Here is a 24298-nt window from a genome sequence, read left to right on the forward strand (position 1 = left end):
ATATGAATCCAATCCAGATAATTACAGCCTATTATTGCTTAAACTATCCATACCCAAGTGAGTTATCAAATGCTCGATTAACTAAATTAGTCTATCTAGCAGATTGGTTTAGCGCTTTAGCGGATCGCAAAACGATGACACACATCAACTGGGTGTTCAATCACTATGGCCCGTATGTTGATGATGTCATTAATAACGTTAGCTTCACTCCAAACTTTACAATAATAACTACTGGAACGGCTTACGGTTCATCTAAAAAAGTAGTGTCTTATCAAGGCCCTGATATTTCAAACGATCTCCCCCCTAGAATTCGTCAGATATTAGACTTAGTAATCGATAAAACAAAAGATATGTATTTTGACGACTTTATTAATTATGTCTATTCCACATACCCTGTTCGGGCTCAAAATAGGTACTCAGAGTTAGATTTGGTCGAACTCGCCAATGAGTACTTAACAAACCCTATACATAAAAATTAAAAAGGCTTAGCTCTATGGAAAATTTACTTATTCAGAAATTTTCAGAAATTAATCTCGATGACCCGTTTTTCGACACTTTAAAAGCTGATTACGAGGAATTTTCTCGTTGGTTTGAAAAAAAATCAGATAATACTGCGCTCGTCCTTTACAACGCAACTGGTACTATAGAAGGCTTTTTGTATTGCAAGTATGAAGTCGGTCCTGGTGATGATACAGCCCCTCTGTTGCCAAATACGCATCATATGAAGGTCGGTACTTTCAAATTTAACCCTATGCAAACTCGCCGCGGTGATCGCTATCTCAAAAAGATTTTCGATTATGCTCTAGCTAAGTCGCCGAATGTAGACGATATATATGTCACTGTTTTTGGTGAAAAACACCAGTATCTCTCTGACTTATTTAAACGATATGGGTTTGAGGAATACGCAACTAAGACAACGGACAACGGTACAGAAAATGTTCTATTGAGGAGCCTAAGTAAGGTAACTGGTGATGTAGATAAAGACTATCCATTTGTGCAAACCACAGCTAATAACAAGTATCTACTTAGTATTTACCCTCAGCATCATACTAAATTGTTCCCTGACTCAAGGCTTATCACAGAAGGCACAAATATTGTAAAAGACATCTCTCATTCAAATAGTATCCATAAAGTTTATATTTGTGGAATGGAAGGCGTTTTAGACTTTAGACGTGGTGACGTGGTCGTCATCTATAGAACCACTGACAAACGAGGCCCTGCAGAATACAGATCCGTAGCTACGTCTGTATGTGTTATTGAAGATGTACATACTACAGCTGATTACAGGAGTGAAGATGAGTTTGTTAATGCATGTGTAAAATTCTCTGTATTCGATGAAAACGAATTACGTCTTATTTACCGTCAAGGTAAGTACAGATATGTGATTAACTTTACTTATAATGCAGCGCTTCCAAAAAGGCCAACTCGTCAAGAGCTAGCGGATGAGGCTGGACTAAATCGAGACGACTATTGGGGCGTCCTTAAACTTTCTGATAAACAGTTTGATGACATCATTAACCTATCAGAACTCGATAGGAAGATTTTAATTAATTAGTGCACAAAAAAGAGCACTTAATGTGCTCTTTTTATTTTTACTTCAGCATGTCAAGAAGTGATTCAGTAGACTTACCTGATTCATAGGTATAAACACCTATCGAGCGTGCCTCACAGAACTCGTTAACTCTCTTAACCTCATTGACTTGAAGTTTACCTAGTAAGCTAACTTCCAAAGCACTTCCATCACGTTCAAGCATTCTTTGATGAACAATTACTGGATCACAAACAACGTTGATAACTGCGACTGGCCCAATAGCATCAAATACTTCATAACCTAACTCTATAATGGCGTCATTTTGACCAACTAAGCAAAAATGTCCGTCTAAAATAAATTTATCTTCGTTAATTTTATTAAGACCGTGAATCAAAGCTTCTTGGTTTCGTTCCGCCGTTGAAACGACTTTACCACATTCGACATACTCCGAATTCTGCTTAATCAAATCACTACAAGAGTATACAGGCAACCCGGTTTTTTCGTTCACTTCTTGGCATAATGTACCCTTACCCGCCCCATGAATACCTGATACGAAATAAATCTCTTTCATCAACCTAGCCTTTTATTATTAAAAAGCCGAGCGACTGCTCGGCTATTATGATTCTATATGTATAAAGTGGAGGATTCATCTAAGTATTTAAAAGATTGAGGCGCTTTAAAGTTAGGCTCTCTCTTGTACGGATCTATTGGTTCATCATAAGGAACAAAATCTTTGATTTTGATGGCATATGCAACTTTTTTATTCTCAAAATACTCATCAAAGAACAGCTTATTTATTCCGGAATTTTTCTTCGTTTCTTTCCATAGCTCAGCAGGAGTGCACTCTAAAATTCCACCGATTTTAAATTCTCCAACGATCTTACCTTCAGGCATTGTTGAATAAATCACTACAGATTTTACTTCTGGTCTTTTGAATACAGCTTTTCTATATTCAAAAAGTTTCTCACCAGACATTATCTTTTCCACAAACTCTGGTTTGATAGATAGTAGCGCTTTCATCATTTAACTCTAATTTCTATGCTGAGCGCAGATATTAAACCTATCGACCCAAAATTTCACCTGAAATCTATCATGTTTGGCTACGGTAAAATTGAACATTGCGTACCACCAAACACATTGATACTGTATATACACACAGTATCAAGGTATTTGAAGTATGTCTATCAGAAACTTAAAAGACGGCTCTAACAAACCATGGATATGCGAATGCTACCCAAACGGCCGCGATGGTAAACGTATTCGAAAGCGCTTTGCGACTAAAGGCGAAGCTGCGGCTTTTGAACGTTTCACGATGAATGAGATCAACGACAAGCCATGGTTAGGGGAAAAAGCAGATAATCGTAGGCTAAAAGATTTGCTCGATGCCTGGTGGGAGGTTCATGGCCACACGGTAAAAACGGGTCAGAACTCATATGATGTTATGGCTAAAACGATCGCAATGCTCAATAACCCCTTAGCGCGACTATTCACGAAAAAAGACTATTTAGCCTATCGCGCCAATCGAGTTAGTCATCATCCTAGCCGTCCAAATATTACTATCTCTGCTGCTACGCATAACATTGAGCTAAAAACCTTACGCGCTATGTTCAGTCGGCTAATAAGGTATGACTTATGGAAGCTGCCGAACCCTTTAGAGGATATTGAGCTTGTCAAAAGTGCTGAGAAAGAACTTAGCTACTTAACAAAAGAACAAATACCTGCCGTTCTTAGTGCTATAGCCGCTGATGCTAGCCCTTCAGTAAAGCAAATTTACACCGCTGCTAAAATCTGTTTGGCTACTGGGTGCCGTATAGGGGAAGCTCTTTCCCTTAAACGTTCTCAAGTAACAAGGTACAAACTGACCTACACTGAGACGAAAGGTAAGAAGAATCGATCAGTTCCTATTTCTCTTGCTTTATATGAAGAGATATTAGGGAGTTCAGAAAGTGGGCATGCCATATTCGATGTTGCTTACCACTCCGCATGGAAATGTGTAAGACGAGCATTACCAAACCATGTACCGGAAGGGCAAGCCACTCACGTTTTTCGACATACCTTTGCTAGCCACTTTATGATGAATGGTGGCGACAAAACGGCGGCAGAGCTCGCTTATGGTCGGGTTTCGTCGGTTATTCTCAATTTTTACGTTTTTGCATCATTCTCCTATTTAATAAAATCAATGATTTATGATAAGTAGCGGATGAGATAGATAAAACCGGTGGGTTTATTGGTGATGATCTTGAACAGACAACGAGCGCTTAATTTATATTCCATTTTAAAAGTGCGGCGTAATTCACACCAAAATGTTAATTGGTGGTAAATTACACATGGCAGAATGTTATGTCGTAATCATATAATGACATTAACAGCAATGACGCTTCGCTTGCGCGTTCTGGAATAAGGCTAGACTTCGGGGGGAGGCTAGCCTTTTTTATGCCTGTTATTCTCTGCCCCTTTCTCATCTGTTTTCATTGGTTCTATAAACTTCATCGATCCTTTTGTTTTTTTCTTGGCGTTTTTTTCTTAAAATGCGCGCAGTATTCTTTTTAGAGATCAACCATGAACAAAAGTGTCTTAACTAACGTTATTGCGTTAGCACTGCTTGCTGGCGGCTATGCGACAGCAAACCAATACTTGCTTTATGCAGGCCTATTCGCATTTTCTGGTGCTATCACCAACTGGCTTGCGATTCACATGTTGTTCGAGAAAGTACCCGGCCTATATGGTTCTGGCGTTATTCCTGCGCGCTTTGAAGAGTTCAAGGCAGCCATCAAACAACTGATGATGGAACAGTTCTTTACCGAAAGTAACATCGACCGTTTTCTTAGTAGTGAGATGACAGGAAAGTCACTCAACCTAGAGCCTGTGATCAAGAAGATCGACTTTAACCCTGCATTCGAATCGCTGGTGCATGTTATCGAAAACTCACAGTTTGGTGGCATGTTGGCGATGGTTGGTGGTACAGAAGCACTGCAGCCAATGAAGGCGCCATTTGTTGAGAAGATGCAAGAGTCTGTGATTGAAATCAGCAAGAGCGATTCGGTAAAAAATGCTATCAAGGATGAACTTGAATCGCCTGCAATGATGGATGAAATTAAAGAGAACATTGAGGCGATCATCGATCAGCGCTTGAATGAACTGACTCCAAAACTGGTTAAAGAGATGGTTCAGACCATGATCAAAAAACACCTTGGTTGGTTGGTCGTTTGGGGTGGGGTATTCGGCGGTGTGATTGGTTTAATCTCTGCCGCAATTACGCTGTAAGGCGGAGAAGTTTATCCGATTGATCTTTATCTGACGTTCAACAAAAAATGGAAGCTTATTGGCTTCCATTTTTTATATCTAAATAACCTTGGTAAGGCAAAGCCGGTCACTATTTTATGGTGGCCAACAGCTCAGGGTTAACACCAAAGCCCTTCTTGTGTTCTTCAATCACCACTTCGCTGCGTGTTTGAATTACACCAGGCAGGGTACCCAACTTAGTTGCCATAAACGCTTGGTACGCCTTCATGTCTTTTACTCGAACCTTGATCATGGTGTCGAAGTCCCCCGACAGCGAATAGCACTCTTCGACTTCAGGCATCGTTTCAACCGCTTGGGCAAATTTATCAAAAATTGAAAAGCTGGTTTGATCGAGGCGAATATGGATAAACACTTGAACATCGAGCCCCAACTTTTCTGAACAAAGCTCAGCATGATAACCAGTGATGTAGCCCACTTTTTCCAATCGCTTCAACCTATCAGAGCAAGGTGAAGTCGTTAGGTTGACCTGTTTCGCTAGTTCAACGACGGGCAAACGGCCTTTCATATGCAGAATTCTTAGTATCTCTTTATCGATACGATCGAGTTGATGCTGAGACATAATATTCCTTAAACATTCTAGATTGCGCTCAGTATATTCCATACTAAGAGCAATCGAAGAAAACCTTGCTCACACATTTAGAAAACTAAATAGACCATTCCTATTCACGTTAAATATAAAACCGGACAGAGCGATAACACCCCTTATAAATCAAACTCCAGTTATTAACAAATTATTATAGAAATGACCCGATTAACAAATAAGTTGAGCCAGAAACGAAAGAAAGGATATAGGCCAAAGTGAATAATAGAATTCTCAAAGAGAAAGGATGACTCTATTATGAAAACGCAAGAACTCGCATATAAACCTTACGGAATCGGTTCATGGACACACGTAACGGTATCAAAAGATGTTGCCCAAGCACTCGCAAGTGAATACTCGAACTATGGCTGGGAAGTTAAGATTGATGGCAATGTCGTCGAGGCAGAACCTTCACTAAAAGCAGCATAGAAAACGAAAAAAACCTCCATTAGGGAGGTTTTTAAATCGAAGTTAGTAAGCACTTACTACAATCTAAGCCAGACCAACTTGGGGAACTGTAGTTCCTGTTTCACAACGACAGTTGCACGTTCGACAGAAGTGCTGAGTTTCCATGTCGTAGTACAGGTTTCCACTAAATAGCTTTGACGTCCATTGCATCATACGGCCAGAGGTTGTCTCAGGCTCAGATTCACAACGTTTCATTATAGACTTATGTAGTGTTGTTTTTTTACATCCTTTGCAATAGAGATCAGGCATACCTTTGTCCTATAGGTCTTTAGTGGTTACTGATAATTGACACATGATGTCCAATTCAGTGTAATAATTCACCGAGCTAATAACAAAAGTGAGCGCCAAGTTCAAAAAATAGCCATTTTATCGGTTATTTTTTGACATCAAGCGCTATGAAAAGCCTTTCTCTTCTATTTATTTTCCTTCTATCATTTGGTTTCAATTTACATTGTAAACCTCATAACAGCGTGCTTCTTCTGTATCCTACTGGTTTTTTATAAGACAAAGGTAGTGCCCACATAAAAAAATAGAGCCACCGAAGTGACTCTATTACTTTTATTTTTCAATTTCTTTTTACAATTGCTTTTTACAATTGCTTTTTATCTAATGTTCTTTGCTAATTCACATATGTTTTACAATGTAAATTAGTCTAGCTCAACTAGGTTCTTCTTGAACTCAGCGTGTTGCTTTTTCACTTCGTCTTCTGGCTCACCAGTCATTAGACTCACAATAACGATAGAAAGCGTCGATAGGATGATTCCCGGTACGATTTCGTAAACATCGAACCAACCGCCCGTGAACTGCTTCCAAAGTACAATCGTAACACCACCAACCACGATACCCGCTAGAGCGCCGTTACGGTTCATACGAGACCAGTATAGGCTTAATACGATTGCAGGACCGAATGCAGCACCAAAACCAGCCCATGCGTAAGATACAAGGCCAAGTACTGAGCTGTCTGGTGTCATCGCTAGAACAAGAGCGACAAGAGAAATTAGAATAACCGCGAAACGGCCTACACGAACAATCTCTTCTGACGTTGCGTCTTTCTTCAAAACTTGCTTATACAGGTCTTCTGCCATTGCAGATGAAGAAACAAGAAGTTGTGAATCCGCAGTACTCATGATTGCCGCTAGAATGGCAGCAAGTAGGATGCCGGCGATTACTGGGTGGAACATCGCGTTCACAAGAAGCATGAAGATCTTCTCGCCATCGTCTAGCTTAGGTGCGCCAGAGTTCGTCACATAGATTAGACCAACAAGACCCACAAGCATTGCACCAATCATAGACAGTGCAGTCCAGATAACGGCAATGCGGCGCGCTGTTGTTAGGTCTTTATTACTACGTGTTGCTTTGAAACGCGCAAGGATGTGTGGTTGACCGAAGTAACCCAACCCCCATGCCGCTAGTGAGATGATCGCAATAGCAGACAGTGGCTCACCCTTCGCATCATTCCATAGCGTTAGAAGCTCTGGGTTGATGTTGTGTAGGTCGCTAGAAAGCTGACCTAGGCCACCGTTCATTGCCGCGATTGGTACAATCAATAGCGCAGCAGACATTAGCAAGCCTTGAACCAAGTCAGTCCAAGATACCGCTAGGAAACCACCAAACAGAGTGTACGAAACTACACAGACTGTACCGATAATTACCGCTGTTGTGTAATCAAGGCCGAATACCGTTTCAAACAATTTACCACCTGCTACCAAGCCTGAACTTGTGTAGAAAAGGAAGAATAAAAGGATAAAGAAAGCAGAAATTGTTTGGATCAGCTTAGAATTATCATTGAAACGACGAGATAGGAACTCAGGCAGCGTCAGTGATTCAGTCGTAATGCTGTAAGTACGTAGACGTTTTGCACTGATTAACCAGTTTGCCCAAGTACCAACAAGTAGACCACCAGCAAGCCAAAATGCTTCAAAGCCAGCAGCGTAAGCGTAACCTGGCAGGCCAAGTAGCAACCAACCACTCATGTCTGATGCGCCAGCAGAAAGTGCAGCAGGCCATGGGCCTAACGAACGACCACCTAGGAAGTAGTCTGTTGAGTTAGATGTACGTTTGTAAGCAATAACACCGATCGCTAGCATCATAATTAGATACGCAATGAACGTCGTCGTTATTGCAAAACTGTTTTCTATCATTTGATAGTCCTCATTTTGTAGAAAGCCTTCCATGCCTAATTCAATGCAAGACACTCACCGTAAAGGCAAGCGAGTGCATTGAGTTAGGTATTGAGGCTCCAATGCACTATGAATTAAATCCAAAGATGGAGAAAACCCAACAATGGAAAAAACCAAAAGTGCTTAGAGCCAATTTTACTGAAGGTTAGTGAGCTTCGCTTCCAAGTTCGAGCAAGGTCGCGTTACCGCCCACGGCTGTTATATTTATAGTTCGCGTACGCTCGGTAATGAAGCGCAGCGATAGGTGTGGATCATTAGCAACATTCATTGTCGCCAGATCCGTTTCAGCTACTAAACCGACGATTGCACCGTCACGCTTAGCAAGCTGTAAATTGATAGCTTGTGCCGTTTGCGAGTTACCTACGTAACCCACGCTACGTACATCGCAAGACAACAACTGTTGAGCAGCGTCGTACGAGGCAACTTGCACCAAGTTAGTTGGCAAGTTCGCCGACTTAGCTGCGTCTGCAACTAAGGTATTGAACTGCACATCATCACTGCACAATTGAACGCTGTTACCTGCCAATAGCGCAGCAGTAATCAAAGCCATTGCAGTTTGCAGCGCTGGCACTTTCACTTCGCAATCATCAACAATCACCAAAGCCACACCGCGACCTGCGGCATATAGCTCATTGGTTTCGCCCGTAGGACCTGCCATTAGGTGATGTTCAGAAAGCAGTGCTGAGGCTTGCTCTAGATGATAAGTCGCCACCGTCGCCAAAGGCGCAGATTGACTTTCGATCTCTGATTTAAGCGCAAGTACCTGAGCACTCTTGTAATCAAAGTCTGTAAGGTTCCATTGTTCCCACGCTAGCAAAGCATCAGAAAAACCTGTCACTTGATGAACCATGATAATGCTCCTTATGCCTTGTCTTGTGATTGAGAGAAATGAACATCAGTAAAGCGGTATAGGTAGTGAGGACCACCCGCTTTAGGGCCAGTACCTGACAAACCTTGACCACCAAATGGTTGAACACCAACAACGGCGCCCACTTGATCACGGTTAATGTAGCAGTTACCCACACGAACGTGTTTTTCGATCCAACGATAAGTTGTCTCGTTACGGCTGTGGATACCCATGGTTAAGCCAAAGCCCGTTTGGTTGATTTGGTCTACCACTTGCGCTAGCTCACTCGCTTTGAAGCGAACAATGTGTAGCACTGGGCCAAACTGTTCTTCTTTCAAGCAGCTGATGTCATCAATTTCAAAAGCACTTGGTGGAACAAAATCACCATGTTCACAATCACTACCTAGAGAAAGTTGAGCCACCTTCTTCTGGGTATTGGTCATGTTTTCTAAGTGCGCCATTAGCTTCTGTTTCGCGTTTTGGTCGATAACAGGGCCAACATCGGTTTTATGAAGGTGTGGAATGCCAACACTCAGCTCGTCCATTGCACCGTGAATCAATCCAACCACGCGGTCTGCAATGTCTTCTTGGATGTAAAGCACACGTAGTGCAGAACAACGCTGACCTGCTGAAGCGAATGCTGAACGAATCACATCACGAACTACCTGTTCAGGCAGTGCAGTACTGTCGACGATCATCGCATTCTGGCCGCCTGTCTCCGCAATAAACGGAACTGGCTTAGCATTACGAGTGGCTAATGACACATTGATACGCTGTGCCGTTGGTGTAGAACCAGTAAAGGCAACGCCCGCAATCGCATCATGGCTTGTTAGTGCACTGCCGATCTCAGCACCGCGACCCGGTAGTAACTGAATCGTGCCAGCAGGGAAGCCCGCTTCATTCATCAGTTCAACCGCGCGAGCAGCAATCAAGCTTGTTTGCTCGGCAGGCTTAGCCACAACCGTATTACCCGCCACTAGTGCTGCAGTAATTTGGCCAAGGAAGATCGCTAGAGGGAAGTTCCAAGGGCTGATACAGACGAACACACCACGACCTTGTCGAGAAGCGATTCGTGTTTGGCCATCAAAACCTTTTAGTTCGAAACCTTGTAGATTGTCAGCTTGTTTTGCGTAGTAACGACAGAAATCGACTGCTTCACGTACTTCATCAACACTATCGTGAATTGTCTTACCCGCTTCTTGATGACAAATCGCCACCAGCTCAGCGAGGTTGTCTTCCATCAGGTCAGCCAACTTATCAAGTGCAGCCGCTTTGGTTTCAACCGAAGTTGCGTTCCAATCAGCGAATGCTGCGTCTGCGCCAGTGATCGCTGCGGAAACATGATCAAGGTTAGCGAAAGCCACCTGACCCACATTAATACGACGATCATAAGGTGCCGTCACTTGCTCAACGTTCTGATCAGCCTTGATCATGCTTTCGGCAAGAGATTCACCGTTGATCACTGGGCCCGCAGTCCATTGATTGTTTAAGAAGCCTTTGACTTGCTCTTCAAACTGATGCGCTTCGCTTTCAATATCAATATTCACACCGTAAGAGTTCTTACGCTCAGGGAATACCGCTGGAGGCAGAGGAATCTTAGTGTTGTGCAATGTATCGAACGCCAGAAGCATATCGACAGGGTGTTGAGTCAGCTCTGCCACAGGGCAACGCGCATCAACTAGACGGTGGACAAACGAGCTGTTTGCGCCGTTTTCTAGCAAGCGACGTACTAGGTATGGCAGTAGATCTTTATGGCTACCAACTGGTGCGTAGATACGTACCGACTGTTGGTAAGCTTCCATCGCATGGTTGTACAGAGAATCACCCATGCCGTGTAAGCGTTGGAATTCAAAGTCTTTATGGTCGGTCATGACGGCAATAGCAGAAACCGTATGAGCATTGTGGCTCGCAAACTGCGGGAAGATATTGCCGCGAACACTTGGGCTCAATAGGTAACGCGCACAAGCAAGGTAAGCTACGTCTGTCGCTTCTTTACGTGTGTAAACTGGATAATCAGTAAAGCCAGCTTGTTGCGACCATTTGATTTCGCTGTCCCAGTAAGCACCTTTAACTAAGCGAAGCGGGATCAAATCACCCTGCTCTTTCGCTAGGCGGTTTAGCCATACTAGAACCGGTAGTGCACGCTTTGAGTAAGCTTGAATAACCAGACCAAATTTCCCCCAACCTTTTACAAGGTCAGTGCGGTACAGTTTTTCGAATAATTTAAGAGAAAGCTCTAGGCGATCCGCTTCTTCCGCATCAATCGTAATCGCAACGTCTAGCTCTACTGCGCGGCGCAATAGCTGCTCCAACGTGTCGCAAAGTTCAGTCAGTACGCGGTCTTCATTCGCCACTTCATAACGTGGGTGAAGCGCAGAAAGCTTGATAGATACCGATGGCGCAGGGCTCGATTTTGAAGAGACCTTCGATTCTGGAGAAACATAGTTGTCTCGACCTACGGCTTCAATCGCCATTAGGTAATCTTTGAAGTATTTGTTTGCGTCTGCAGTAGTCAGTGCCGCTTCACCTAGCATGTCGTATGAGTAGGTAAAACCTTTATCACGCATAGACTTACCGTTCTTCTGCGCTTCAGCAATGCTGCGGCCAAGAACAAATTGGTGACCCATCACCTTCATTGCTTGGTGCATCGCTTTGCGAATTACCGGCTCAGAAAGCTTGTTCACTAAACGGTTAACCGCTTGACCTGCACTCTGCTCTTTAGATGAAAGTCCAACCACCTTGCCTGTTAGCATTAATCCCCAAGTGGATGCGTTAACAAATACTGAGTCTGAATTCTTTAGGTGAGATTTCCAATCCGCAACGCTTAGTTTGTCACGAATCAGAGCATCAGCGGTTGCTGAATCAGGAATACGCATCAAGGCTTCCGCCAGACACATTAGCAAGATGCCCTCTTGAGTATCTAAGCTGTATTCAAGCAACAATGCATCGATCATCTGGATAGAAGTCTTATCCGCACGGATAGCTTCGATCAATGATGTCGTTTTGTCTGTGATCTGCTGCTTTTCTGACTCAGAAGGGGTAGCTAGCGGCAGAAGTTGCTCTAGCCATTGGGTTTCATCCACCATATATAATGGTGAGATAAGCGACCATAGATCAGCAAGCGACTGCTCGTTGAATTCTGGCTTTAACACATCAGTAGCTGTAAACATGCGTTTTCCTTAATCTCACACCCGGAATTAGCCCGGGATCTCTACAATGGCTGCAGTGTATTTAGAGTATATAAGGATTACTTGTCAAAAACTCCGAGTTTTTTGCTAAAAACTCGCTTTATTAACAAAACAAACACAAGGTCACATATGAAACTTTAAAATAATATGCCGTTTTGTTTCACTATTTAACAGAAATTTTCTTTTTGTATTGAGATGGTGACATGCCTTGAAGGCGTGAAAAGGTGTGAGTAAAGGAAGATTGACCGGAGAAACCAGCCAGTTCAGCGACCTGACCAAGGCTGAGGTTACCTTGTTCGATTAAACGACGAGATCGGTCGATACGCTTACCTAACACGTACTGATGCGGAGTAATACCCATTTGATCTTTGAATAGCATGTGGAACTGGCTTTCACCCAAGAACACACTACCCGCAAGCTGCGCGACGGAGATCTTATTTGCTAAATGCTGTTCTATGTAGCGATCCAACGCTTCAAGATCAAAGCGTGAATCTTTGATTGAGGTTTCGAATGCCGAGATGTGTCTTTGCATCAGCGCGATCACTGTGTCATTACAGGCTCGGCTTAGTAGCAGATCATTAGGACTCGCCTGCATTTCTTGCACCAACATATGGATAAGCTTTTGAATTTGCGCGTCTAATTGGAAGTAGACGTTCGATGATTCTAACTGATTGATCTTCTCTAGCATCAGAGGGTCATCATCCGTTGGCACTGGCATATTGAGTACTAGGATGTCCGACTGGCCAACCACACCACCGAAAGCATGATCAGAGCTCGCCGTTACCACACAACCTTGACCTGGGCCGACAAGATTACCTTTACCGCTCACTTCAAATTCAGCCTGACCTTTTAAACCAATCACCACCTGCGAATAATGATGATCGTGACAGTCCATATGCGAAGGCAAAGTTATGATTTCCGCTGGTCGGGGGCCTGTAAGCCCTAGCGGAGACAAGTCTAGGTTTGGAAAGGGTAAAGGTTTTGGCATGACAGCAAAGTACTTAGGTCGACATGATAAGAATAATACTCTGAAATCTGCAGAAGATGAATTTGTAAATGATCATGAGAGATGTTTTCTCTTCTTCAAAGAAAGATCATTATTGATAACCACGTGATCATGTCTCCGGAAGTATGATCAAGTGAGCCCAAACTACGGGCTTTGTAAAGTCAACCTTCCAATCTTTAGGCCACTCTTGCTTGTTCCAAGAGCAAATAAATCTGAACACCAAAAGTCAAAGCAAGTCACAAATGGAAACCAAATGACTACACCATAACGACAATATTTTCTTATATAGCTCAATTATTTCGGTGTAAATATGTAAAAAGTGTATCCGAAGTACCGAAACTTAGCTTTTGAGTAGATTGGAGGGCAATAAAACGGTATAAAGACGGGTACTGTGTTAATTGCTAATAACTAGTGACTGACAACTAGGAAGTAGACACTTTATTAACGAGCCAATTTTAAATATACAAGTTGCAGGGACCTATGACTAACTTTCGAATTTCAGCGCTTTTACTTGCGCTATCCCCACTTTGGGTATCTGCATCGTTATCAGCTGAAGAACTGAATCAAGTCGATCCCGTTTCAGCTATCGATGCAAAGCTAACAGAGAAAAACTCAGATATTGAGCGTATTTCAGCGACCAAAGTATCGGCAACTGAGACCTTAAAACAACTTCAAAACCAGAACAGTAAGTTGTTACGTGAAGGTGAAGAGTTAAAGGCAAAACGTAACCGAGCTAAATCTGTACTCGACAAACAATACAGTCGCTTACTTGACGATCCAGAAACGGATCTGGTTTCTTTTCAGAAAGGATACCAAGATGCTTGGGCTGCGGTTAAAGAGAATCAATCGTCTCAGCTAGATAATCAGCAAGCGATGAATGAGAACGAAATTTACCTTTCTCAAATTAAGCAAAAGCAAGCTCGTTTGAATAATGAGCTGGCTAACTTGAAAGAATCAAAAGTTGAAGCTCGCGTTAAACGTATTGCAACAGAACTTCGTGAAAGTGCCGTTCTTGAAACGAGCTACACCACCACATGTTCATCAACAATGACACTGGGTGAGTGTATTGCTCAAGGTAAACACCTGACGAAGCAGAAAGCAGTACAAAACTTCAAGAGCAAATTACTTGAACAGCTCACAGAAAGCACGCTAGCGAAGCAAAACTTACAAGGTGTTCAATTGAACATTCATGTTCAAGACAGCCAAGCAATCAAGAGCGGTTTCTCTGGAAACAACTCTTACTTTGTGCAGATGCAAGCTCAACTTCAAGCAAAACCGGAAGCGATTGCAGCATGTAACTTATTGAACGTTTCAACTCGCTACTGTTTAACGGACAGCGACGTTAAGGTTACAAAGAAGAGCGACAAGCAGTGGGCAAACGTGATGGTACGTTCTGATCAGTACAATGACTCAGTAACTATCAACGGCATTAAATACGGCAGCACACCCCTAGAGGTTTCGCTACCGAGCGGTCGTCACCAAGTAACCATTTCAAAAGAAGGTTACGAGTCATACAACCGCACAGTGACTATCAACGGCAGCGATACTATTTGGGTGAAACTCCTTCCTAGTAAAGAAAATGAAATCTAAATATATAAAGCTAAGCCTGATATAAATAGCCGTGCCTATTTCACAAAGCTGAATGAATACTCGCCATCTTGTTGTAGTTATAGAAAGTAGCTTCAAACGAAATGGCGTTTTCGTTAGAATATTCAATTAACCTAAATTACGACTGAAGTAGCCCAACATGCGCCAAGGTTTTCCTACTCTATTATTTGCACTTGCTCCATGCTTAATGACGCCTGCTGTTTTCGCTGAAGCGACATCTCCAGCAATCACGTCATCAGTCATCGACATTGAAAGCTCTCTTTTCGAAGAACATGCCAGTTTAACGGCTATCGAGAAGAAGATGGCGGACAAACAAAATCAAGTCGACAACCAAGCAGAGCAAATGGCACGTCAAGCCAAGTTATTAGCTCAATCAGAGCAAAAACTCGCAACGGCGAAAACTAGCCTAGAGCAAGATTACACTCGCATGATTGATGAGCCAGATTTCGATATCTCACCAGCTCAAAACCGCTTTCAAGATGCCTGGAAATCGGTAAAAGAGCACAAGCTTACGATTTCGGATTCAGAGCAAAAGCTTCAAAGCTTAGTGATGGAACTAGAGGCCATCAAAGCCGAAAAATCGGCTGTAGAAATGTCTATCGCCCATTTGAATCAAGACAAACTAAGAGCAAGAGCTGAGAGATTAAGAAGCGAGGTCACTCAAACACAAGAACATACTGTTAGCTTTACCAACCGCTGTAGCAGCGACATGACGTTAGCTCAATGTTCAGACCAAACGGTGGCTTTGACACTTCAAAAAGCAGTAAAACAATTTCAAAATAGCCTTGTATCCAACGCGACAGAATCAAAAATAGTAAAAGAACACCTAGCGTCTGCATCTTTGAATATTCACGTTCTACAACACAGCGTGAAATCATCTGGCTTCTCCGAAGATAACCGTTACCGAGCAGTGGTTGCTGCGAATTTAGAAACTCGTCCAGATAAGAACACTCCTTGCCGCTTACTTGGCATTCAATCCTCAAACTGTTTCGATCAGAGCGATCTGCAAGCCGATGATCAGCAGAAAGAAGTTGCTTGGGTTAACTTGGTGGTTCGTTCAAATCAATATAATGACAAGGTTTCTATCAATGGTGTGAACTATGGCAGCACACCGGTTGAAGTGATGCTACCTACAGGGCAACACATGGTTACGATTGAGAAAGAAGGTTACCTTTCTTTCCACCAAGAGCTGAAAATAGCCCGAGATCACAACCTAAGAGCAGTATTACAAGCGAAGCAGAACTCACTGAATGTGGGGACTAAGTTTGCTGACCCAATGGGCAATGGTGCTCAAAGTCCAGAAATGATTGTGGTTGGATCTGGGACTTACCTACTCGGTGAAAATAACGCTGAGCAAGTCACGATCAAACAGCCATTTGCATTAGCGGCAACCCCAACTCGTGTTCAAGATTTTAAAGCATTTGTGAAAAATACGGGTTACCAGACAGACGCAGAGCTGATGAACACTTGTGATACCTTCGTGAATGCAGAAATCACGACTGTGTCAGACAATGACTGGAAAGCTCCTGGTTTCAAGCAAGTCGATAACTCACCCGTTGTATGCGTCAGCCAAAGCGATGCGAAAGCGTACACACGTTGGTTATCTAAAAAAACAGGCTTTACTTACCGCCTACCAACACAACAAGAGTGGGAAGCGGCGGCAAGAGCGGGTCAAGATACCAGCTTCTGGTGGGGCAACAAATTCCGTTCAGGTAGAGCTAATACTGGTTGGTCTGGTACACAGTGGTCAAACGTCAGTACTTCTCCTGTTAAATCATTCTTGCCAACGCCAACGGGTTTCTACGACATGGTAGGTAACGTTTGGGAATGGACTGCAACCCAGAAAGGCATCGCTAAGGGGGGCGCGTGGAGCTTCTCTCCTGAAGAGGCAAAAGTGTTTGCTGAACTGTACGTTTCGCCTTCTACTGCCGCTAACTACTTAGGATTCCGAGTATTACGAGAGCTATAAGCTCTTGGTATTACTCAAAGCCCTCAAATATTTACCTTAGATTCTCCTAGTATCAGGTTGAGTCAGTGTTTATAGGGGAATTCCCTCCTTATATTCGATCTCGCCTAGGAGTAAATTCGTCGATAGAGTAGTAAGTCACTCTGGGTATCTATCTGATACCTCAGTTTAATTTACATGACCCTCGTAAATTAAACTGGAAATCTTCTACGTGTCGACAAGGTATATCTTGTCTTTGGCCAGCCCTTCTTCAGGCTGGCTTTTTTTTTGCTTTTTTCTCATCCTTTTTGTTTAGCCATCGATCAATAAAAGCGCACTTAAACAGCATGACGTTCAACTATTGATCACACTCCATTTTTGATGCATAACTCGACTTCTAATTGTCATTGCAGCGCTATAAGAAACTGATATCATTGCAATACTTCCTCTTACGAGATAAAGCCTTGCCGGATCCCCTCAACTCCATACATCGTTCTTTATTTGAACAACTTCCAGGTTGCTGGGGTTGCAAAGATACTGACTCTGTCTTCGTGTATGCCAACCTTGCTTACAACCAATTAATTGGCTTAAAACCCAACGAAACTTGTACGGGCTTAACCGATTTCGATATGCCTAGTCAAACAACCGAATGTGCGCAGGATTTCAGGGCTCAAGACAAGCATGTAATGGATACACGCAGTACTCTTAAAATCCTCGATATTCACCCTTATCCAGACGGACGCTGGCACGCCCATATTTTTACTAAAACCCCTTGGCTTGATGGGAATGGCGAAGTTCAAGGCACCATTTTTTATGGTCAAGAACTCACCGACACAGCCATCTTAGAGGTAGGCCATTGGGTGTGTCAGGCGACTTGCATTAAAGACAATCAAGTGTCCATTGCAGGATCAAAGCCACGCATATCAAAGCTCAAAAAACGACTGACTTCGCGAGAATCAGAAGTGCTGTTCTTGCTGCTATTCGGCAAGAAACCACAGTACATCGCGTCTACGTTGAACATTTCAATCAAAACGGTCGAAGGGCATGTCGCCAGGTTGAAACAGAAATTTGATGCGCGCAGTAAAAGCCAGTTGATTGAGTATGCGTTGGACTCGGGGCTAGGCTCTATGATCCCAGAAACCCTGCTTAAAAAGCAGATCTCCGTTGTTCTGCACAGTGACTAGATATTGGTTTGATGAGATGCAGACAAAAAAATACCGTTGATAAGTCTAATCAACGGTATTTTTGGATCAGTTAAGCAGTTAAGCAGTTAAGCAAATTAAGGTGCTAGGCGGTCGATATCCCAACGGCTATCTTGGCGTGAGAACAAGAAGCGGTCATGCAAGCGGTGCTCGCCACCTTGCCAAAACTCAATGCTATCCACACGCACACGGAAGCCCCCCCAGAAAGAAGGCACAGGAATCTCTCCTTTCGCGAACTTCTGTTTAAGCTCTAGATATTTGCCTTCTAAAATCCCACGAGCAGAGATACGGCTACTTTGCTTACTTGCAATTGCGGCCAATTGGCTCTCTTTTGGTCGTGACGAGAAGTACTTCATATTTTCCATCGCTGTCAGTTTTTCAGCCGTGCCCGTAATATGAACTTGTCGCTCAAGCGGGTGCCAAGGGAAATGCAAACTGATTTTGCTATTGTGCTCTAGCTGGTGTGCTTTGCGGCTACCTAAGTTGGTGTAAAAAACGAAGCCGTCTTTATCAACATTCTTTAGCAGAACAATGCGCTGGAATGGCTGACCATTTTCATCAACCGTAGCAACTGTCATGGCAGTAGGGTCCGTCAACTTAGCTTCAATAGCTTGCTCTAGCCATAGATTGAATTGCTCAATCGGGTCTGCGGCTAAGTCTTTACGTCTCAATCCACCCTTAGCGTATTCGCGACGAATATCGGTCAGTTCCATTTGGTTGCTCCTTTCAATTTTTTTTGATTTTGCGCTGTAATCCTTTGAAACACAAGTCTAAGCCATGGTTTTGTCTCACAGAAGGTGCTCTGTGTTAACAAGATCTCGGTACTCTATCCATCATATTGATAATCTTTATACAAACCGATGACATGCTGAGACCCTAGTGACTAAGATACTGCTTAACATAATGACTCCCTTCGTTTTATTCTCATTGTTATTGGGGGCTATTGGGCTGAGCGCAACTCATTTTTTGGCAGTACAATTTCAAGAAAAAGTGGTCACTCAAAAGCTCAACGAAGCAGCCAATAAAGCGAACCTACAAATCGACTCTGAACTGGATAAATTCAAACAGATCCCTGATTTGCTCAGCCATGACCCACGTCTGCTCTCTTATTTTGACTCATCACCACAAACAGACAAGATTTCCGCGGCGCAGCTCAATCAATTGCTATTTGAATGGTCTAATCAAAGCCAAGCTGACACCATCTATATTCATGACCCGAGCGGTACTGTGGTCGCTTCCAGTAATTACCAGAAGCTAGGTACTTTCGTGGGTGAGAACTTCTCGTTTCGTCCTTATTTTGCGTCCGCGATTGAAGGTAACAGCACACACTATGTCGCACTGGGTGCTCGCTCCAACGTACGCGGTTACTTTTTGTCTTCGCCCCTGTATATAGAGAATGACATTGTTGGGGTTATCACCGTCAAAGTGAGTCTAGAGAACCTTGAAAACATCCTAACCAGCGATGATTTTGAGATTGTGGTACTCGACTCTAACCAAGTGGTTTTTCTCTCCAGCCAAACTCAGTGGCTTTATCACTCGTTGTTGCCATTAAGCCAGAAGCAACAAACCGATATCGCCCTGCAGCGCCAATACGGTCAAAGCGAAATTTCGATCATAGAAGCTTTTCGCTCTTCCAACTATCAACCACAAGTTAACGACGCCAATCAGCCCAACAACATTCAACCAAATCGAGTACAAAGAGAACTCACGGCAAACCGATTGTTTAAACTTGGGCCGTTCAATCTTTACCCCGCAACCTTCAGTAACAATCAGTACCAAGTTGTCGCATTAAAAAAGGCCGAAGCAGAGCTTATTAAAGTGCTGCAGATCGATGTCATCTTCGTGGTGATTTACAGCTTGGTGATGCTCATCGCGTGGTCGTGGCGACAGACTTACGTCGCGAAAGTGGCGCTAACCCGGCTCAACCAAAACCTAGAACAAACCGTTGATAAACGTACTCACTATTTGAAGAAATCCAATCAACAACTTCAGCAAACCATTTTTCAATACCAAGCATCACAGTTAAAGCTGAAGCAGACAGAACAAGAGCTGACCCAAACAGCAAAATTAGCGGTACTCGGAGAGCTGTCAGCCAGCATTAACCACGAAATCAACCAACCGCTTGCAGCACTTCGAACTTATAGCGAGAACAGCTTAAAGCTGCTAGAAATGGAACGGACAGATTTAGTGAAGAGCAATCTTGAGAAAATGATTGGCCTCAACAACACCATTACCGACATCATAGCGCGACTCAAAGTCTTTACTCGCAAGGTCACTAAACAAGAACATCATGTCGCGAACCTGCACCAAGCGGTCAACAACGCCACCAGTATTCTCAGTGCGCTGATGATCAAGCAAGGCATTACACTAAGACTAAGCACGGTGCCAAATCACATTAATATTGCAATTCATCCAACCGAACTCGAGCAAGTACTGGTGAATCTAATTCACAACGCGACCCAAGCGCTTCAACAACAAGTTCTTGAACAGAAAATCTTGCAGGAGCAACAAAACCTGGAAAACGTTGACCAACCGGCCAGCCCACAGATAGGCATCGAATGGCAACTGCATCATAACTCTTGTCAGCTGATCATTTGGGACAACGGAATTGGCATGCCGGACGATAAGCTAGAACAGCTGTTCAACCCATTTTTTACCACTAAACCGGAAGGCTTAGGGCTAGGGCTTTCAATATCGAAACGGATTATTGAAGCTTATCACGGCACGATCAGCGCCAACCGATTAGAGCCTTCAGGCATGGTATTCTCGCTAAACATCCCGTTATATAACGATAAGGGCTAACGTGCCGTTGTTATCGTTGATTAGAAAATGAATTTTACATACTGCTAATTTCACACATAGCTAACCTCACATACTGTTAAGGATTCGACTTTTGCACCCTCTGCCTAAACTCTATTTTGTCGATGATGAACCCGCCATTCGAGACTCCGTAGAACAAGCCATGCTCATTGAAGGCATCGATATTACCTGCTTCCCCAATGCCATTGAGGCACTAAAGAGAATAGATGTGACGCAAGCTGGGATTGTCATTACCGATATTCACATGCCAGTGATGGATGGTATTCAATTGACACAAAAGCTGCTGAATCAAAACCCTCATTTTCAGGTCATCGTACTGACAGGCCATGGGGATGTGCAAACAGCCGTATCCGCAATGAAAGCTGGCGCTTATGATTTTTTGGAAAAACCGTTTGTGGTCGATGCCCTGCTGACCGCAGTAAAAAAAGCATCGGATAAGCTGGCACTGGTTGAAGAGAATAATCTATTACGTAAAGAGTTGGCGGTACAGAATCAGGTGGGTCCAAAGTTGATTGGTCAATCGCCATCAATGCAGACATTACGCCGAGAACTGATCTCTCTAGATACCAAAACTAACCCACTTCTACTGTTCGTCGGCGATTTAGGAACGGGTAAAAGGGTCACGGCGCAGTACACGCACGATCTTCACAGCCATCAAGCCGCAGAGCTTTGCCCTGTTGCTGCGTTTAATTTGCCACGCAGTGACGAAGCGACATTCCATCAGTTTGTTTTGCAACTGTTCTTGAAACATCAGGGTGGGACACTTTATATCCATGAAACAGAAGCATTAACTCAAGACCAATGGCAGTGGCTAGCGAACCTAAAACCCACTCTACTTCGTGAAAACTCATGCAAGACCAGTGCAACTTATATCATTTTAGCAACCACAATACTTCCTACTACAATGGTAAGTGAGTTCCGTCGATTTGATTTGCTACCGCTAGCGCAACGAACAGAAGATATTGGTTCTTTGTTTAAACATTTTGCTCGTGGTGCGGCAAGTCGATATCAGTTACCCCCTCCGGTGATTACAGAAAAAGAGGTTCAACGATTGATCGCCACTCACTGGAGTGAAAATATTCGACAGCTTCGCCAACATGCAGAGCTCAGAGTGTTGACTAAACCCAAGCTGGCATCGCTTGAATCAGAGCCTAATCATAATCAAGAGCAAAGCGACAAAGACCACATCGATCTAAAGACTGAAGAGCAACAACTGTCATTAAGCCAACGAACCGATAGCTTTGAGCAAATCCTCTTGATAGAGGCACTACATCGTCATCAAGGGCGCTTAAAAGAGGTACAGCAAGAGCTGCAAGTATCGCGAAAAACGCTTTATGACAAGCTGAGAAAGCACCAACTTGATAAAACAGATTTCAAAAAACAATAAGAGTTAAAAAATATATAAATTCAAAGATTTAAAGGAGCAAAGCCTTAACATTTATCAAAAGTAAGAATACACTCACAAAGCTTGCACTTTTATTTAGCGAACAAGGACTGTTATGAGTCAGAAAAATTTCAGCAAATTGAATGAGACCGAACTTGAGTATGTCGATGACAAAACAGCGGCACTGCTCCTCAATACGCCCACCAGTGCGCGTATTATGTTGTGGGTTATCGTTCTGTTTTTTGTCGCTGCTATTGGTTGGTCTGCTTGGGCTGAAATCGACAAAGTGACTGTTGGCCAAGGCAAGGTGATCCCTTCCTCTCAGATTCAGGTGGTGCAAAACCTTGAAGGTGGTTTGGTTAAAGAAATTTTAGTCAAAGAAGGGCAACGAGTTCAAAAAGGGCAACAATTACTATTAATAGATGACACTCGATTCCGCTCTGACTTTCGTGAACGTGAGCAACAAGTTGCGAACTTAACGGCTAATGTACTCATGCTGTCCGCCTCACTGACCAGTGTGGTTATCAATGAAGAATTCTCAGTAAAAGAGTGGAAAAAAAGTGTCTTACTCGATTATGGTAAACTCGCCTTCCCACCACTATTCTACGACCTTCACCCCAAATTGGTTAATCGCCAAAAAGCAGAATATCGTCAAGATCTGAATAACCTGAAGAACCAACTTTCCGTTTTTGATCAACAGGTTGGACAGAAGCAACAAGACCTAGTTGAAATAAAAGCGCGTGTTCAGAATTTAAGACAGAGTTACAACTTTGCCCGCCAAGAGCTGGATATTACCAAGCCTCTTGCTGATGAAGGGGTGGTGCCAAAAATTGAACTGCTCAAGCTGCAAAGACAAGTTAACGACACTCGCCGAGAAATGACCTCTAGCGAACTCAAAATCCCTCTTCTACGTTCAGCAATCAAAGAAGCGATGCTCAGTCGTATCGATGCTGCATTGAACTTCCGATCAGAACAACAAGAGAAGCTAAACCAAGCACAAGATAAGCTCTCTGCAATGACGGAATCAGCGGTTGGCCTTGAAGACAGAGTTAATCGAACTGTAGTAGTTTCTCCAGTAACAGGAACCGTCAAAACGCTTGGTATTAATACCGTAGGCGGTGTTATCCAGCCGGGTATGGACATTGTTGAGATTGTACCAACTGAAGATTCCCTATTAGTTGAGGCGAAAATTGCTCCACAAGATATCGCATTCCTCCGTCCAGAATTGAGCGCTGTGGTTAAATTCAGTGCCTATGACTTTACTAAATATGGTGGTTTAGTGGGTGTGTTAGAACACATCAGTGCTGACACCACTCAAGATGAAGAAGGCAATAGTTTTTACATCGTGCGTGTTCGTACCGAGAAGTACAGCTTTGGGGCTAATGAAGAGCTGCCTATCATTCCTGGTATGACCGCTTCTGTCGATATCATCACCGGCAAAAGAACCGTGCTTGAATATATGTTGAAGCCAATTTTGAGTGCTCAAAACAATGCACTAAAAGAGTAAGGACGGTTAATGCTTGATAACGTCTTCCTACGTGCAGTGAAAAAACAAGAGCAGCAGCAATGAAGTCTCGGTTTTCGTTATTGCTACTGTTCCTTACCTCTTTTACTTCCGGGGCACTGAACAAGAGTGACCAAAGGTGGATCGACGCAGTCTCTGTAACCTACGGAGAAAGAGCAGGGAAGCGAGTGTCGACATGGCGCTCAAATATGACGTCGTACGCAGGGTTAAGTGAAAAAGAGAAACTCGATTCGGTAAATCGGTTCTTCAACCAAATGTACTTTGTCGATGACAGTATACTTTGGGGAAAGAATGACTACTGGGCGACACCGCTGGAATTTTTGGGCAGTAACGCGGGTGACTGTGAAGATTTCACTATCGCAAAATACTTCTCTTTACTTGAACTCGGCGTCCCAGATAAGAAATTACGATTAGTGTATGTAAAAGCACTTGAGTTAAACCAATTCCATATGGTGTTGGCTTACTACTCTACACCCAGTGCAGAACCACTAATTTTAGACAACTTAAACCCTGAAATAAAACGCGGCTCCAAGCGCAGAGATCTACGACCGATATACAGCTTCAATGGTAAAAACCTATGGTTAATCAAGTCGGCGGCAGGCAGCGGCAAGTTATCAGGAAAATCTTCAAGATTGAGCTTATGGAACGACTTACGTTCGCGTGAGCGCTCTCTAAAATTAAACAAACCCATTATCAATTACGATGAGTAGG

At 43.3% G+C, this 24298-nt stretch carries 21 protein-coding genes; 12 read left to right on the plus strand and 9 right to left on the minus strand.

Features of this window, described 5'->3' with window-relative positions:
• Positions 1-2 precede the first annotated feature (2 nt).
• Both AB4180_RS09240 and AB4180_RS09245 read left to right on the plus strand, forming a co-directional pair.
• Positions 3-479, plus strand: coding sequence for a Panacea domain-containing protein (locus AB4180_RS09240; RefSeq protein ID WP_102248744.1), 477 nt, complete (start codon positions 3-5; stop codon positions 477-479).
• 14 nt (positions 480-493) lie between these two features.
• A complete protein-coding gene (locus AB4180_RS09245; protein WP_102248745.1) occupies positions 494-1555 on the plus strand; it encodes an N-acetyltransferase in 1062 nt (353 codons plus the stop codon).
• Positions 1556-1592: 37 nt separating this feature from the next.
• On the opposite strand, the gene AB4180_RS09250 is transcribed toward AB4180_RS09245, so the two are convergent.
• On the minus strand, positions 1593-2102 hold the full coding sequence (locus tag AB4180_RS09250; protein WP_102248746.1) for an ATP-binding protein: 510 nt from the start codon (positions 2100-2102) through the stop codon (positions 1593-1595).
• A 53-nt stretch (positions 2103-2155) separates the two neighbouring features.
• The gene (locus AB4180_RS09255) at positions 2156-2554 is read right to left on the minus strand and encodes an ASCH domain-containing protein (protein ID WP_241909231.1); all 399 of its coding nucleotides are present in this window, start codon (positions 2552-2554) and stop codon (positions 2156-2158) included.
• Between the two features lie 154 nt (positions 2555-2708).
• Between AB4180_RS09255 and AB4180_RS09260 the strand changes: the two genes are divergently transcribed.
• Positions 2709-3728, plus strand: a complete 1020-nt coding sequence (locus tag AB4180_RS09260) for a tyrosine-type recombinase/integrase (RefSeq protein WP_102248748.1) — start codon at positions 2709-2711, stop codon at positions 3726-3728.
• 362 nt (positions 3729-4090) lie between these two features.
• On the plus strand, positions 4091-4795 hold the full coding sequence (locus AB4180_RS09265; protein WP_009845994.1) for a DUF445 family protein: 705 nt from the start codon (positions 4091-4093) through the stop codon (positions 4793-4795).
• A gap of 109 nt (positions 4796-4904) precedes the next feature.
• Here AB4180_RS09265 and AB4180_RS09270 read toward each other — a convergent pair whose 3' ends face one another.
• On the minus strand, positions 4905-5393 hold the full coding sequence (locus AB4180_RS09270) for an Lrp/AsnC family transcriptional regulator (protein WP_009845995.1): 489 nt from the start codon (positions 5391-5393) through the stop codon (positions 4905-4907).
• Positions 5394-5672: 279 nt separating this feature from the next.
• Here AB4180_RS09270 and AB4180_RS09275 point away from each other — a divergent pair, with 279 nt between their 5' ends.
• Complete coding sequence (locus tag AB4180_RS09275; RefSeq protein WP_009845996.1) at positions 5673-5843, plus strand: hypothetical protein; 171 nt, start codon at positions 5673-5675, stop codon at positions 5841-5843.
• A gap of 63 nt (positions 5844-5906) precedes the next feature.
• On the opposite strand, the gene AB4180_RS09280 is transcribed toward AB4180_RS09275, so the two are convergent.
• The 5 genes from AB4180_RS09280 to AB4180_RS09300 all read right to left on the minus strand — a co-directional run bounded on the left by AB4180_RS09280 (position 5907) and on the right by AB4180_RS09300 (position 13085).
• Entirely contained in the window at positions 5907-6077 is a 171-nt protein-coding gene (locus AB4180_RS09280; protein ID WP_372081828.1) for a hypothetical protein, read from the minus strand.
• A 452-nt stretch (positions 6078-6529) separates the two neighbouring features.
• On the minus strand, positions 6530-8020 hold the full coding sequence (gene putP, locus AB4180_RS09285; RefSeq protein WP_029222791.1) for a sodium/proline symporter PutP: 1491 nt from the start codon (positions 8018-8020) through the stop codon (positions 6530-6532).
• A 187-nt stretch (positions 8021-8207) separates the two neighbouring features.
• Positions 8208-8912, minus strand: coding sequence for a 1-pyrroline-5-carboxylate dehydrogenase (locus tag AB4180_RS09290; protein WP_102248749.1), 705 nt, complete (start codon positions 8910-8912; stop codon positions 8208-8210).
• Positions 8913-8923: 11 nt separating this feature from the next.
• Positions 8924-12079 (minus strand): bifunctional proline dehydrogenase/L-glutamate gamma-semialdehyde dehydrogenase PutA, encoded by a 3156-nt coding sequence (gene putA / locus AB4180_RS09295; RefSeq protein ID WP_102248750.1) that lies wholly within the window; start codon positions 12077-12079, stop codon positions 8924-8926.
• A 181-nt stretch (positions 12080-12260) separates the two neighbouring features.
• On the minus strand, positions 12261-13085 hold the full coding sequence (locus tag AB4180_RS09300; RefSeq protein WP_012600035.1) for an AraC family transcriptional regulator: 825 nt from the start codon (positions 13083-13085) through the stop codon (positions 12261-12263).
• 498 nt (positions 13086-13583) lie between these two features.
• On the opposite strand from AB4180_RS09300, the gene AB4180_RS09305 reads away from it, so the two are divergent.
• From AB4180_RS09305 to AB4180_RS09315, 3 genes are all read left to right on the plus strand, one after another.
• Positions 13584-14693: a PEGA domain-containing protein gene (locus AB4180_RS09305; RefSeq protein WP_009846003.1), complete on the plus strand. Its 1110-nt coding sequence runs from the start codon at positions 13584-13586 to the stop codon at positions 14691-14693.
• Positions 14694-14850: 157 nt separating this feature from the next.
• Entirely contained in the window at positions 14851-16680 is a 1830-nt protein-coding gene (locus AB4180_RS09310; RefSeq protein WP_009846004.1) for a formylglycine-generating enzyme family protein, read from the plus strand.
• Between the two features lie 377 nt (positions 16681-17057).
• Complete coding sequence (locus AB4180_RS09315) at positions 17058-17840, plus strand: helix-turn-helix transcriptional regulator (protein ID WP_102248751.1); 783 nt, start codon at positions 17058-17060, stop codon at positions 17838-17840.
• 95 nt (positions 17841-17935) lie between these two features.
• Here the strand turns inward: AB4180_RS09315 and pdxH are convergent, their stop codons facing one another.
• Positions 17936-18571, minus strand: coding sequence for a pyridoxamine 5'-phosphate oxidase (gene pdxH, locus AB4180_RS09320; RefSeq protein ID WP_009846006.1), 636 nt, complete (start codon positions 18569-18571; stop codon positions 17936-17938).
• Between the two features lie 190 nt (positions 18572-18761).
• On the opposite strand from pdxH, the gene AB4180_RS09325 reads away from it, so the two are divergent.
• The 4 genes from AB4180_RS09325 to AB4180_RS09340 all read left to right on the plus strand — a co-directional run bounded on the left by AB4180_RS09325 (position 18762) and on the right by AB4180_RS09340 (position 24297).
• Positions 18762-20660: an ATP-binding protein gene (locus AB4180_RS09325; protein ID WP_372081830.1), complete on the plus strand. Its 1899-nt coding sequence runs from the start codon at positions 18762-18764 to the stop codon at positions 20658-20660.
• A 100-nt stretch (positions 20661-20760) separates the two neighbouring features.
• A complete protein-coding gene (locus tag AB4180_RS09330) occupies positions 20761-22065 on the plus strand; it encodes a sigma-54 dependent transcriptional regulator (protein ID WP_102248830.1) in 1305 nt (434 codons plus the stop codon).
• A gap of 112 nt (positions 22066-22177) precedes the next feature.
• Entirely contained in the window at positions 22178-23569 is a 1392-nt protein-coding gene (locus AB4180_RS09335; protein ID WP_009846009.1) for an HlyD family type I secretion periplasmic adaptor subunit, read from the plus strand.
• A 59-nt stretch (positions 23570-23628) separates the two neighbouring features.
• The gene (locus tag AB4180_RS09340) at positions 23629-24297 is read left to right on the plus strand and encodes a transglutaminase-like cysteine peptidase (protein WP_012600028.1); all 669 of its coding nucleotides are present in this window, start codon (positions 23629-23631) and stop codon (positions 24295-24297) included.
• The last annotated feature ends 1 nt before the right edge of the window (position 24298 follow it).

Source organism: Vibrio sp. 10N.286.49.C3 (genome assembly GCF_041469545.1).
In the GTDB taxonomy this organism is placed as follows: domain Bacteria; phylum Pseudomonadota; class Gammaproteobacteria; order Enterobacterales; family Vibrionaceae; genus Vibrio; species Vibrio tasmaniensis_A.